Origin of the sequence: Paenibacillus sp. cl123 (genome assembly GCF_900101595.1) — a bacterium.
GTDB lineage: Bacteria > Bacillota > Bacilli > Paenibacillales > NBRC-103111 > Paenibacillus_G.
In genome coordinates this window covers 54748-67489 of the sequence record NZ_FMYY01000012.1, presented here as the reverse complement: position 1 = coordinate 67489, position 12742 = coordinate 54748, and the positions used below count along the sequence as shown (strand labels likewise).

The 12742-nt window shown below is 56.5% G+C and carries 10 protein-coding genes and 4 tRNA genes; 3 read left to right on the top strand and 11 right to left on the bottom strand.

Annotated features, from left to right (window positions below):
- Positions 1 to 7: 7 nt before the first annotated feature.
- The 3 genes from BLR08_RS18490 to BLR08_RS18480 form a co-directional block, all read right to left on the bottom strand.
- Positions 8 to 901 (bottom strand): ADP-ribosylglycohydrolase family protein, encoded by an 894-nt coding sequence (locus BLR08_RS18490; RefSeq protein WP_072331403.1) that lies wholly within the window; start codon positions 899 to 901, stop codon positions 8 to 10.
- A gap of 122 nt (positions 902 to 1023) precedes the next feature.
- The gene (locus BLR08_RS18485) at positions 1024 to 1521 is read right to left on the bottom strand and encodes a NanQ anomerase/TabA/YiaL family protein (RefSeq protein ID WP_072331401.1); all 498 of its coding nucleotides are present in this window, start codon (positions 1519 to 1521) and stop codon (positions 1024 to 1026) included.
- 211 nt (positions 1522 to 1732) lie between these two features.
- Positions 1733 to 2767 (bottom strand): LacI family DNA-binding transcriptional regulator, encoded by a 1035-nt coding sequence (locus BLR08_RS18480; RefSeq protein WP_072331399.1) that lies wholly within the window; start codon positions 2765 to 2767, stop codon positions 1733 to 1735.
- Between the two features lie 123 nt (positions 2768 to 2890).
- Between BLR08_RS18480 and BLR08_RS18475 the strand changes: the two genes are divergently transcribed.
- A complete protein-coding gene (locus BLR08_RS18475; RefSeq protein ID WP_072331847.1) occupies positions 2891 to 4234 on the top strand; it encodes an FAD-dependent oxidoreductase in 1344 nt (447 codons plus the stop codon).
- A 268-nt stretch (positions 4235 to 4502) separates the two neighbouring features.
- On the opposite strand, the gene BLR08_RS18470 is transcribed toward BLR08_RS18475, so the two are convergent.
- Entirely contained in the window at positions 4503 to 6377 is a 1875-nt protein-coding gene (locus BLR08_RS18470) for an ABC transporter substrate-binding protein (RefSeq protein WP_072331397.1), read from the bottom strand.
- Positions 6378 to 6514: 137 nt separating this feature from the next.
- On the opposite strand from BLR08_RS18470, the gene BLR08_RS18465 reads away from it, so the two are divergent.
- Positions 6515 to 7498 carry a DMT family transporter gene (locus BLR08_RS18465; RefSeq protein WP_256257653.1) on the top strand — a complete coding sequence of 328 codons (984 nt, stop codon included), beginning with the start codon at positions 6515 to 6517 and terminating at the stop codon, positions 7496 to 7498.
- 117 nt (positions 7499 to 7615) lie between these two features.
- Here BLR08_RS18465 and BLR08_RS18460 read toward each other — a convergent pair.
- The 5 genes from BLR08_RS18460 to BLR08_RS18440 form a co-directional block, all read right to left on the bottom strand.
- A tRNA-Pro gene (locus BLR08_RS18460) sits at positions 7616 to 7692 on the bottom strand.
- A gap of 15 nt (positions 7693 to 7707) precedes the next feature.
- Positions 7708 to 7782: transfer RNA gene (locus tag BLR08_RS18455), tRNA-Gly, on the bottom strand.
- A 165-nt stretch (positions 7783 to 7947) separates the two neighbouring features.
- Positions 7948 to 8024 (bottom strand) — tRNA-Asp (locus tag BLR08_RS18450).
- 13 nt (positions 8025 to 8037) lie between these two features.
- Positions 8038 to 8114: transfer RNA gene (locus tag BLR08_RS18445), tRNA-Met, on the bottom strand.
- Between the two features lie 238 nt (positions 8115 to 8352).
- A complete protein-coding gene (locus BLR08_RS18440; protein ID WP_072331841.1) occupies positions 8353 to 9228 on the bottom strand; it encodes an AraC family transcriptional regulator in 876 nt (291 codons plus the stop codon).
- Between the two features lie 131 nt (positions 9229 to 9359).
- Between BLR08_RS18440 and BLR08_RS18435 the strand changes: the two genes are divergently transcribed.
- Positions 9360 to 10499: a glycoside hydrolase family 88/105 protein gene (locus BLR08_RS18435; protein ID WP_090586330.1), complete on the top strand. Its 1140-nt coding sequence runs from the start codon at positions 9360 to 9362 to the stop codon at positions 10497 to 10499.
- A gap of 69 nt (positions 10500 to 10568) precedes the next feature.
- Here the strand turns inward: BLR08_RS18435 and BLR08_RS18430 are convergent, their stop codons facing one another.
- Positions 10569 to 10967 (bottom strand): RDD family protein, encoded by a 399-nt coding sequence (locus tag BLR08_RS18430; protein ID WP_072331393.1) that lies wholly within the window; start codon positions 10965 to 10967, stop codon positions 10569 to 10571.
- 224 nt (positions 10968 to 11191) lie between these two features.
- On the bottom strand, positions 11192 to 12721 hold the full coding sequence (locus tag BLR08_RS18425) for an alpha-L-arabinofuranosidase C-terminal domain-containing protein (RefSeq protein WP_176835556.1): 1530 nt from the start codon (positions 12719 to 12721) through the stop codon (positions 11192 to 11194).
- Positions 12722 to 12742 lie beyond the last annotated feature (21 nt).

The window sequence follows — 12742 nt, the reverse complement described above, 5'->3', positions numbered from 1 at the left end:
AAGCTCTTTACACCGTCCCGCCGCTGCCCAGGCGCAGCTTGCAGATTCCTGCGACTGCCGCATCCAACCGGCCGCGGATCAAAATCGCGCCGGCGTATTCGCCCGGTATGCCCTCGTACCCGTAATACGCGCCGGCAAGGCCACCCGCTATCGCGCCGATGGTATCGCTGTCGCCGCCCAGATTGGCGGCCCGCTGCACGACATCGGCAAACGACTGCCCGTGCAGCAGCAGATACAGCACCCAGCGGAACGTATCGGCGACGAAGCCGCTCGGCTCGCAGTCCGGCTCTCCGGCCAGCGTCAGCACATCCGCGTAATCCGTGCCCGCGATCTCCGCTGCGATCGCAGCGCGCAGCTCCTCTCCGCGCAGCAGCCGCCATGCAATCCGGTTGTAGCAGATGCATGCCTGATCGCAACGCTCATCGTAGTGAGTCATTCTGGACTGCAAGCGCGATACGTTCTCCAGCTGAGCCGGATCCGCGTAAGCCAGCGCTGCCGGCAGGCAGCGCATGAGCGAGCCGTTGCCGGCGCTGCGCCCCAGATCATGGTGAGCGGCCAGCGCCGCCTCGAACCAATTGCCTTCATAGCGCTGGAAGACTTGCCGGATAATGTTGCCGATGTCCTTCGGATCGGAGCGGTACCAGACCATGAATCGTTCCCCGATAGGCTGAACCGGGTCCTCCGGATGCTCGAGAATGCCCTCGGCCACGCAAAGCGTCATCATCGTATCATCGGTGACTTCACCGGCCTCCAGATTCCATACGCCGCCGCCGATGATAGTCCGTAAATAGCCATGCCGCTTTGCAATCTCCTGACGGCTCATAAACTCCGTCGTTCCGCCCAATGCGTCGCCGACCGCAACGCCGTACAAGGCTCCTTTAATACGCTGGGACAGTTCCATGGTTGATCCCTCTCCTTTCTATTAAGCCGGTCTGGCAATTCACCCCTCCGCTTCGCGCCGACAGCATCGATCTTTGTCCGATCCGGAAAATGACCGTTCACCGGCCCTCCGTCCGCAAAGGATTATTCGGCCGAAGCCGCGTCCCACAGCCGCTTATGGATTTTGATGACAACCTTCTTGATCTGCTGCCCGTTCGGGCTGCCAGCCGCCGCGCAGCAAGGCTTATGTACGTCCCAAGGATAGAACACAGCGAATTGTCCCGGGCTCAGCACCAGTCGGGACGCTCCCTCCGCTTCTTCGTAAAAGACGTAGTCTTTACCCGCCATCTCATCCACGGCTACCGTCAGCTCAGAAGAATGCCGCACGACTTCGATGCTTTCCATCCCGCTGATTAGGTACTGAATGTCTACATGCTGCTCATGCGATTCAAACTTCTGCTCCGCCGCAGGCTTGGTCACCGGCTCCTGCACGAGGGCAAACATCAGCCCCTCCTCGATCTCGTAGCGGCCCGCCTCCTGTTCGGCCAGCTTCAGACTTGCGATCTGCTCCAGCCCCTTGCGGATAACCGCCGGATACGTATGCTTCTCTGCCTCGTAATGACGCATATCTCCGAAAATCATATGTCGCTCCCCTTTCATCCATAGCGGTCACGGATACCGCCGCTCGCTCGCCCCGGCTCAGCTGCTCTCTCCGGTCCGAACTCAAAGTCGGGTACGGGACTCCGCGCCCTATGGCTTATGCCCTTGATTATACGCCTGTTGCACCGTGCTGTACATCTTGCCGGATACGGATGTACCCGGGACGCAAGCAGGAGTTGCCCTCCCCAGCGCATCATCCGGTGGGCGGACCTGTCGTACTGCCGCCGATAAAGTCGCCCCGCAGCCGGATGTGCTCATAAGGCAGCTGCGGGTTGGCGATGCGCCACAGCATGCGGTCGGCGGCCCGGTAACCGGTCGCCCGGATCAGCAGCAGCGGCCGTGAGCATACGGGCAGTTCCGGCGTCTGCTCATTGAGGAACGCCACGAGCGAGCATTCCCGCGGAACGTCAATGCCCAGCCTGAGCAGCTCGTCATAGACGCCTCTCGTTTCCTCATCGATCCCGCAAATAACCGCACTCGGCCGCCTGGACGCATACAATGCCGCGAAGTCGTCCAGCCAGCGGCGTCCGGCAGGCCGCTGCGTGCAATGCTCTGCGGGGTCGGCGGAAAGCCCCGCCTCCCCCATCGCCTCGCAGAAGGCTTGCCAGCGCAGCGCGAAGCCGCGCTGGCCGGCGGTGCTTCCGACATAAAGCAGCCGGCGGTGTCCGAGCCGCAGCAGATGACGCACCGCCTGATGCATCGCCTCGTAAACATCCCAGATGACGCTGTCCACCTTCGCCTCAGGCGGGGGAAAGTTAAGCAGCATGCGGGGAACCTTCATCTCCAGCAGCCTCTCCTCCACATCGCCCTGCCCCATCCGGGGAGCGATAAACAACCCGTCCGCATAATGAAGCTCCCGGGCCTCGGCCCATTCGTGAAACGCTTCTCCCGTCAGGCCCGATGGAACAAGCAGCGGCTGCACCCGGTGCCCGAACTCCATGAACCGCTCATGCAGCCCTTCAAGCAGCAGACGGTTAAAGTTCAAAGAGCCTTCCGTCTGCACCAGCACAAACCGTCTCTGCATCACGGGAAAAGGGGCAATCCGGTCGAAGCTGAACGACTGCTGCTGCTCCTTCGTCCAGTAGCCGAGCTCCCGGGCCAGCCGTATGACCTCGCTGCGGGTCTGCTCCGACATGCCCGGATGGCCGCGCAGCGCCTTGGAAACCGTTTGAATCGTCAGCCCCAGCCGATCCGCCAGATGCTGCAGCGTAACTCGTTTGCGCCGCATCGTCCACTTCTCCCTCCGCTGTCTGATATGCAAATAGTTTAAACTAATTTTAAACTAAATGTACAGCAAAATTCGCCTTATACTGAGGGTATATCTTCTATATACAGAAAGCGAGAGATGAAAATGAACCGGATTATCGAAGCTGATGTCGTCGTCTGCGGCGGCGGCCCGGCGGGCATCAATGCGGCGGTCAGCGCCGGCCGCAGCGGAGCGCGTACCGTGCTGATCGAACGGTACGGCTTCCTTGGAGGCATGTCTACGGCGGCCTCCGTTTATCCCTGGATGACGTTCCACACCACCTCCGGCAAGCAGGTCATCGCCGGGCTGGCCCAGGAGATTATCGACAGGCTGATGGCGCAGGGTGCCTCTCCGGGGCATGTACGCGATACTGTCGGCTTCGTCCATACGATTACTCCGTATCATCCCGAGGTGTACAAGGTATTGGCCCTCGATATGCTGAAGGAAGCGGGGGTGCGGCTGCTCGCGCACAGCTTCGTGGATGAAGTGCAAACGGAAGGCGACCGGATCGAAGCCGTCCGGCTGACCACCAAGTCGGGCAAGCTCGAGGTGCGGGGGCGGTTGTTCATCGATACGACCGGCGACGCCGACATCGCGTATTTGGCAGGCGCGCCCTGCCTCCAGGGACGGGAAGGCGACCGGCTGACGCAGCCGATGACGATGAAGTTCCGGATGAGAGGCGTCGATCTCGCGCGAGTCAAGGCTTACATGCTGGCCCATCCGGAGGAATTTTACCACAAGACTCCGTTTGCGGAGCTGGAGTCCCTGCCTTTGTCAGGCGTGCTCGGGTACTACAAGCACTGGAAGGAAGCGGATCTGCCGATTAACCGGGATCAGGTGCTGTTCTTCACCGGCCCTGAAGCGGATGAGGTGCTGGTGAATACGACGCGCGTCCAGGGACTGGACGGGACAAACGTCGAGGACTTGACCGAAGCCGAGGACCTGGGACGACGGCAGGTGCTGATGGTCGCGAAGTTTATGCGCGAGCGGCTGCCCGGCTTCGAGAACGCATCCATCTCCTCCGTCGGCGCGCAGATCGGCATCCGCGAGACGCGCCGGATCGACGGCCTCTATGCGCTCCAGGTCGACGATGTTGTTCAGGGCCGTCGCTTCGACGACTGCATCGCCCGCAGCGGCTACCCGATCGACATCCATGACCCTTCGGGCAAAGGAGTCACCGCCGCCTGGGTGGAAGGCGACGGCGCGTACGACATACCTTATCGCTGCCTGCTGCCGCAAAAAATCGAGAATCTGCTGGCAGGCGGCCGCTGCATCTCCACCTCTCATGAAGCGCTTGCCACGACCCGGCTCACTCCGAGCTGCATGGCAACCGGGCAAGCGGCGGGAACGGCCGCTGCGCTGGCCGTCCGCGGACAGACCTCGCCTGCCGAGATTGATGTCCGTCAGCTTCAGCAGGAGCTGGAGCGGCACGGCGCGCTGCTCCGTTAACGCTCGCTTGCTTGGCCTACCGCAAGGCCGCCGCTCGACAAAACGGCTGTTTCCAGCGCAAGATGCGCGGGAAACAGCCGTTTTGGGATTTATTCCTTGCTCAGATAGCCGAATCCATCACACTCTTCTCGCCGGTTGAAACCCTATTTCCAGCGCAATCACTCTTGCTCCTTCAAAATATATCGGTTAATTCGCCTAAATCATCATCAAAGAAGCCGGCCTCGCGATAAGCCGCTCTTCAACTAACGGTGAATCTACACTGATAAACCTATTCAGGACGCAGTGACAGCTCACGAAAATCAACCCAGCCATAGGGGTTGATTTTTTCTGTTCCGAACAGGTTCGGATGGTAAAAGGCCGCTTGCCGCAAATGGTAAAGAAAATGAAGCGCATCATGACGCAGCAGCAAAGCTTCCACCTCCTGTAAAAGCACAGATCGGGCAGCAGGATCCGTTTCACGGGCAATGGCCGCATATCTTTGACCAAGCTCGCTTGACAATACCGGATCAACGAAGCGATGAACCCCATAGTTGGCATGGAGCAGTACATGCATCAGCGACCATTCCCGATTATTCGTTGTAATAGCATTAAGCAGCACGATATCCGCAGCGTCCAACGCTCCAGGCCGGCTGAATTGTTCGTAAGGCAGAACGTGAATGTGTACAAGGATGCCTGCGGAGGCACACCGCTGCTGAATCCACCGAGCCGTCTGCTCAAGCGAATTGTTCAAGATGGCGTGCGTGTACAGCTGAAGCGAGCTTTGATAATCATCGGTGTCTAAAGAAACCCTCGTATCTGCTGCAGCCGCTTCCCGTTCGGTCTCCGCGTTCTCGGTCTCATTCTCTACCGATAACCGAGCCGCTATAGCGGCACTCCAATCCGGAAAAAAGCTGTACGCCGCCCCGCTCCGATTACCTCCAAGCTCCTCCACGCACTTCTCGGGCTGCAGAAGCTTTCGCAGCCTGCGCCGCTTAGCAGGGTCCAGTAACGGTCCTTGCTTGCGGCCGTTCATGATGATGAACGCGCAGCCTCCCTCCGTCTGTTCCATAATCGTGGTCCCCGTTGGAGCAAGCGTATGAATTTGGAACGGGTGCGTGTAGAGAATAGGTTGTCCGCCCAGACCGCCATCGGGCATTTTTTGTGTACGCAGCTCCTTCAATATCCAAATTTCAATCTTATCGAGCTGCGCCCTCTCCCGGTAGTAGTCCGCGAACGCCTCCAGAACGACCATCTCCGCGTCATTACGCATCAGCTTAAACGGTCCGGTTCCAATCGGTAACCGCTCATTATACTCGTGAGTCCGACATGGAATAACGGATGCCTGGGGTGCGGCTAAATAATGCAGCAGTAAAGAGCTTGGCGCATCCAGTTGAATACGCAGCGCATAGCGATGGGTGGCTTCTATGCTCCGAATACGAAGTATCTTCCATTCACAGCTCGGACTATCCAGCTTCTGATGGGCGCAATCCGAGTCCAGCTTCCCGAGGCGCATAAGCGTATGACGGACATCTGCAGAGGTCAGCTCTTTTTTATTATGAAAAAGGACGCCTTTGCGCAAATAAAACGTCCATTCGGTTCCATCCCTATTCTGCTCCCAGTGCACGGCAAGCCGGGGTATAAAAACGGCCTGTGAACCATCCCATTCCACAAGTGTGTCGAAAAGCTGACCGATCATATGCAGCTCTGTCCTAAGGGTTGCGTTGACCGGATCCAGTACAGGCATTTCCCGGTAAAAAGGAAGCCGCAGCAAATCGATGCGCCCCTTATTATAGGACGTGGATCGGATGCCAAATTGCTTATAGATCGATTCTGTTAGTTGTTGGTGAAGCGATGAGTCCGGATCATACTTGCGCATAAGCTCCATCGCTTGCGAATACTGACCCTTGTCTATTTTGTTCCGGACCCATGAGCTTATTACGTCATTCGATGCCATGTTAAATGTCAGGATGGAACGATTTCCCCTGCCCCGCCCAGCCTGCCACTCGATCCATCCCAGCTCCTGACACTGCTTCACAATCAGCTTCACGTTACGCCGTGTACAGCACAACACTTCTGCAAGCTGCTCAAGCGTTACTTCTACAGGCTCCTTTTCCGCATCCCCGTAAAATTCCCTTAGCTTCAAATAGTGGTAAGCAATTTGCATACGGCTCTCCTTAAACAAAGTGATCAATTAAAAGGGGAAATTATTATAATGAAAATCCTACTCTTTTTATCCCCTTTTCACAAGTTTACTATGGAGTTACCGACAGCCTAGTCAAAGAAGGAAGGAAAGCAACTGTTATGGAAAACTCGATGATTCGCGCGCTTTCGATTACAGCAGCCGTCTTTGTAACGCTATTATGGTCCTCCTCTTACATTTTGAATCAATATGCGTTTGTGGAGGGCGTAGGTCCCTTTACCCTGGCAGGCATGCGTTACAGCGCAGCGGCGTTAACCTTATGGGTGGTGCTGCGGCTTCGTGATCAAAAGCATGTTCGGCGAGATGGAGGACATGAAGCTCAAAGCGTTCATAGAGAAGGTTCACAGGAGAAATGGAAGCTGACGTGGAAAAACTTTTTGTTTCTCGGAATTACCGGGTTTGTTCTGGCACAAGGACTTCAGTATGCAGGCCAGTTTTTTTTGACGCCTATGCAGTCCAACATGTTTCTATCGGTGGGAAACATGCTGTTCCTGCTCATAGTTGACGCATTTTGGCTGCGCGAGTTAAAGAGCCGCGCCACCTTCATGGCTGTGCTCGCCGCCATGGCCGGCATCGTCACTTACTTTTATCCGTGGCATTTTGCCCAAAGCAGTCTGATCGGCATCGTCTTCATCCTGCTATCCTGTGTTGGTAACGTTGCGCACTTGACCTACTCCCGTTATTTGCTTTCCCGAAAACAAACAGCGCCTTCCGCACTCGTTCTTACACCCATGCTGATCGGAGCTGCAGGCATGCTAGTCACCGGATTCATCCTAGAGGGTATGCCCCCTTACTCTATAAAGCTGATCCTCATTTTGTTATGGCTTGGGCCCATCAATGGAGCACTAGCCTTTACGCTTTGGACTTGGTCCCAAAAGCAGCTGCGCGCCTATGAAAGCAGCCTCATTAATAATTTAATGCTGCTGGAAGTTGCCCTGCTGGATATTTTGTTTCTCGGACGCAGTATTACCTATTTGCAAGCAGGCGCGTTATGTCTCGTCGGAACGGCCATTGTTGCCGTACAGCTTGCGCCGTTGATGAAAAAGTCTAAACCGTTGCCGAGCGAGTCCGATACCACAGTTTGAGGCGCCGTGTTGCCGAGCATGACGGCCCATCCATTTTTGCACCTGCAAATTTTCCCGGAAAAACAAAAAAAACCTTATGCAATAAGGCTTTCCGGCAATTTCATTATGAGATAATAATGGTCGGGACGACACGATTTGAACATGCGACCCCCTGGTCCCAAACCAGGTGCTCTACCAAGCTGAGCTACGTCCCGACGTTAGTATTGAAATGGAGCGGAAGACGGGAATCGAACCCGCGACCCTCGCCTTGGCAAGGCGATGCTCTACCGCTGAGCCACTTCCGCAACTGTTAATGAAACACTTCTCATCCCGTTGCTGCAGGATGTTATATCTGGCGGAGCCGACGGGATGCTCTTCGTTTCACTCCGAGACTGCGATGTATACCTTACGAAGCTTATGCTTCGACGAACCCTGCGGGTTCTCATCCCGTTGCTGCAGGATGTTATATCTGGCGGAGCCGACGGGATTCGAACCCGCGGTCTCCTGCGTGACAGGCAGGCATGTTAGGCCTCTACACCACGGCTCCACGTCGATAAATTTGGTTGCGGGGGCAGGATTTGAACCTGCGGCCTTCGGGTTATGAGCCCGACGAGCTACCGGGCTGCTCCACCCCGCGTCAGTTAAATGCTGCGTTCCGCACATGTATCGGATAAGGCTTGTCTTTCTTGAAAACGTCGCCCCGTTCAATCAGCTTTTACAATATACTACATCCGTTCAGGAAATGCAAGCCATGTTTTTCACTTTTTTTCGCACCGGGTGACTGCCCGTTTAAAGCCCCAAAAGCTCGCAGGCATGCCGCCGTTCCGCCCGCTCCATATGCAGCTCAGCCGGGTACCCGTCGGGCTTCGAACCCTTTAATCCCGTGCGCTGGAACCGAGGCCGACCGGCTGCGCCTGCTTTCCTTTTCTATAGAATAAAGGCACCTGCCCGGTGACAGACTTGAACACGCGTCCGAAATGCGTCACACTGCCGAAGCCGACCTTCTTGGCGATCAGATTGACCTTCATTGCGGATTGCTCCAGCAGTTTCTTCGCTTCCTTGATCCTGACGCTGTTCAGATACTCCACGAACGTAAAGCCTGTCGCTTCTTTGAAGCAGCGGCTTAAATAATAAGGGCTGACAAAAAATGTTTGCGCCAGGAAATCAAGCGTCAGCTCCTCCATATAGTGCTCGTTGATATAGCGGGCAACCTCCGACATTCTTTCATGCATCGGACTCGGAGCTTCCAGCGGCTCCGCGCTGTCCTGCTGAATATGCCGGCAGCAGACGATAAGCAGCTGCATGGCCAAAGTCTGCGCATACATTTCAAAGCCGGACCTTCGGTCCAGCATCTCCTGCATGAGCATGCGAGCGAGCGCCTCCAAGGAGCCTCGGTCATGCAGCGAACGTCTGACCACAAGGTATTCCTTCTCGAACAGCGGCTGCAGCGCCTCCCGGTAGGAGCCGTTCACCGTCCCCATGCAGCTCTCATGCATATTGATGATAAGCCGCTCATGCCTGGGCTTTTCCGTGTTCGTCGTCCGGTGCAAAATATTCGGCGAAATAATAACCACATCGCCTTCGCTGACGATGATCGTCCGGTCCTTAATAAAAAACTCTCTTTTGCCGGACATCAAATAAAAAATCTCATACGTGCTGTGAAAATGATTAGCGGCCATATGATGACTTTGCGCCTTTCGGTGGGAGACGGAAAACGTCCCTTGATCATTGGCGAACTGCATATCATTCATCCCCCATTCGCTTGCTTCTATTATACCCTGCAGCGTATAGATCGCAAAATATAAGAAGAATACATTCATTTATGCAAAAAATGTACATATTCTCCATGCTAATATAAGCCTAAGCATATAAACAGAGGAGAATGATTGCTATGAATTCTTCAGAGTCCAAGGCCATAAATGAGGTTCAACAGGCATGGAGCCCCATCCAGTGGGCCGAAAAAGCCTGCGAAGCGCTGATGTTCCGATTCGAACCGGAGCAGCTTCCCCCGGACCGGTTCCACTATCATCAAGGCGTGTTTCTCTCGGGCATGGAAAAATGCTGGCGGGAGACTGGGAACGACACCTATTACGATTATTTGAAGCGGTGGGTGGACAGCCAAATTCTTGCGGACGGCAGCATCCGCAAGTTCAACCCCGACGAGCTGGACGATATTCAGCCGGGCGTGCTTCTGTTTACGCTGTACGAGCGGACAGGCGACGAGCGGTACAAAAAGGCGCTGCATACGCTTGTTCCGCTGTTGAAGTCATGGCCAACCAACCCGTCCGGCGGTTTCTGGCATAAAGGACGCTATCCGAATCAGATGTGGCTGGACGGCTTGTACATGGCCGGTCCGATCGCCGTCCAATTCGGCAGGACATTTGGCTTCAGCGAGTATTACGACATGATGACCTTCCAGGCTATCCTGATGGAGAAGCATACCAAGGACCCGCGGACCGGCCTGCTGTATCATGGCTGGGATGAAACCCGGAAAGCGGCTTGGTCCGACCCTGCAACCGGTCTTGCTCCGGAGTTCTGGGGCCGTGCAATCGGCTGGTATCCGGTCGCCCTGCTCGAGATGTTCGAGCATCTTCCTGAGGACCACCCGGATAAACCGGCCCTGACAGCTATCCTCCAGGACCTGCTCAAGTCTCTGATTCCCTTCCAGGATGCGGCTACCGGCTTGTGGTACCAGGTAGTGGACAAGGGCGACAGGCCGGACAACTGGCTCGAAAACTCCTGCACCGCCCTGTACGTTCATGCCATCGCCAAAGCCGTGCGCTTCGGCTACCTGGACGCTTCCTATCTGCAATATGCCTGGAAAGGCTATCAAGGAGTCATCGACACGCTGAAGCTTGACGAGAATGGCCACGTCGTCATCGGCCAAATCTGCATCGGCACGGGAATCGGGGACTATGCCCATTACATTGCCCGTCCTACGAGCGAAAACGATCTGCACGGCGCCGGCGCCTTTATCCTCATGTGCGTGGAAATGAGCAAAGCTCAACCCTACCAGCCTTAATAAAGCAAAAAAATAAGCTAAAGTCCCCTTGGCGGACTTTAGCTTTTCTCCATCGGTATATACTTCCGGTTATCCCCTATCATAGACCACCTCGGTCCCTGCAATAAAGTCGTGCAGGGACCGTTTATCGTCTCGCGCCGCAATCATCACGATGCTGATGATGACGGCCAGGCCCATCGTCAGCCCGTACACAATCCCGCCAACTGCGTTGCGCAGCAGCATCGTGCCCAGTCCGGGCGGCGAACCGTCCAGCTTGGCGATCCGGATACCGCATACCCGCTTTCCTAGCGTAAAGCCTCTCCAAAATACCGGAACCAGTAACGAATAAAGAAAGGACAGCACGTTCGTCAGTTTCTCCTGCTCCCCTCCTCCTCCGCTGATGATCGACGATAGGATGGCCAGCGGTATGGCAACTATTAGCGCATCCAGCACAATCGCCCCCAGCCTGATCCAGAAGCCTGCCTGCATCGCAATCCCCCCTAACGGCCGCTGCATGGCCGGTCGCCGCAGAAAGCCGTTCCCTATCATCCATAATATTCGGGATATGCCAAGCAAAGACCTGCTGACAGGCGTCCAAGAAGAAATCCGGTGTATCCCGTCACCGCTGGAGCAAGGCGAACATGCCGGAGACGGAACCGGATACCGGGGCGGGTCAAGATTCGGCAGACTGGCTGTCCGGCCTCCCACAACCCTTAGCTATTCTCGCACTTGAGCAGCACCAGGCTGTGCGGCGGCACGCTAACCGCCGCTCCCCCCTTATGCTCCGCCCAGACCGGGACGACAGTGTCCGGGGAGGCCGGCGTATTCGCGGCATGGATATCGTCATGGGTCAGCGTCCATTGCTGCGCTATTTTCATGCCTGCCGGCAGCTCCAGCGCAATCTCGGCTCCCTCCGTCAGATGACGGTTCGTGAGCGAGATATGCAGCCCGCCCTCTTCAGGGATCACGGCAACCGCGTCAAGCAGCGGAGCTTGGACGGGCCGGTGTGCCAGAGCGAGCTCCTTCGTATACTCCGGGTTGCTTACCTTCGGCGCCGGGGTCATCATCGCGGGCGACTGGATATCCAGGCGGACATGCTCCCCCACCATCCACTTCCGGTACTGCTGGAATACGTAATAGAGCGGAGTCTTCACGACACCGTCCTCCGTCACATTCATGACGCCGTTGCCGTTGACGAGAAATACATAGTTGGCCATGCCGACATCCGGGCTGAGGCGAATCATCGCATTCAGCACGCCGGCGACGAACAGCGCGTCCTGCAAATTGCGCGGACTGTTGCGGTTCAGCCGGTACGCTCCTTCTCCACGCTGGGGGTCCGGCTCATAATGGCGGATATTCCATTCGTCAAGCGACAGCCGGATCGGCTGCTTCAGCTGCATCTTCGAGTCCCGGAGCGTGTCCGCCACCGTCTGCCGCATCTCCCTCATCCGCTGCTCGAAGTACACCGGAGTAAATACGATCGGATAATATTCGTCCGTCGATTCGCGGTCGATCGAGCAGCCGTAGATATGAACCGTGAGGTAGTGCAGATAACCGGCTGCGGCTTCGAGCACTTTGCGGTCCCAGTCGTGGTCCTTGCCTTCGTAAGAGCCTACGCCGAGAAGCTGCAGGGAGCTGTCGTACTTCTTGGCGAACTGCGCCCAGTTGGCCAGCCTGCCGGCATAGTCGGAGGCGCTCAGCTGTCCCGCTTCCCAATGCCCCCACGTCTCGTTGCCGATGCCCCACAGCTTGACGTTATACGGCTCGTCACGGCCGTTTGCTTTTCGCCAGGCGGCATCCGCCGTTTCCCGTCCGTTGCAGTAATCGATCCATCGCAGCGAGTCGATCAGCGTGCCGGTCCCCAAGTTGACATTGATGTAGGGCTCCGCTCCCGCCTGCTCGCACCAGTGCAGAAACTCGTCCGTGCCGAATTGATTGGATTCCAGTCCCCCCCAATGCCAATTGTAGCGCACCGGACGCTGCTCCCGTGGGCCAACCCCGTCCTTCCAGTCATACAGGTCGACGAAGCAGCCGCCGGGCCAGCGAATGACGGGTACATCGAGCTCCCGCGCCGCTTCGACCACATCCCGGCGCAGCCCCCGCTCATCGGCCAAAGGCGAGCCGTGATCGGAAACCGCCGGATAGATGCAGTTGCCGAGATGTTCGAAATATTGTCCGTATATATATGGATCGACCGCACCCAGCCGCTCTTGCGGGTGCAGCGTAACAAGCGCCTTTATCATAAAAGCAGTCTCCTCTCTATT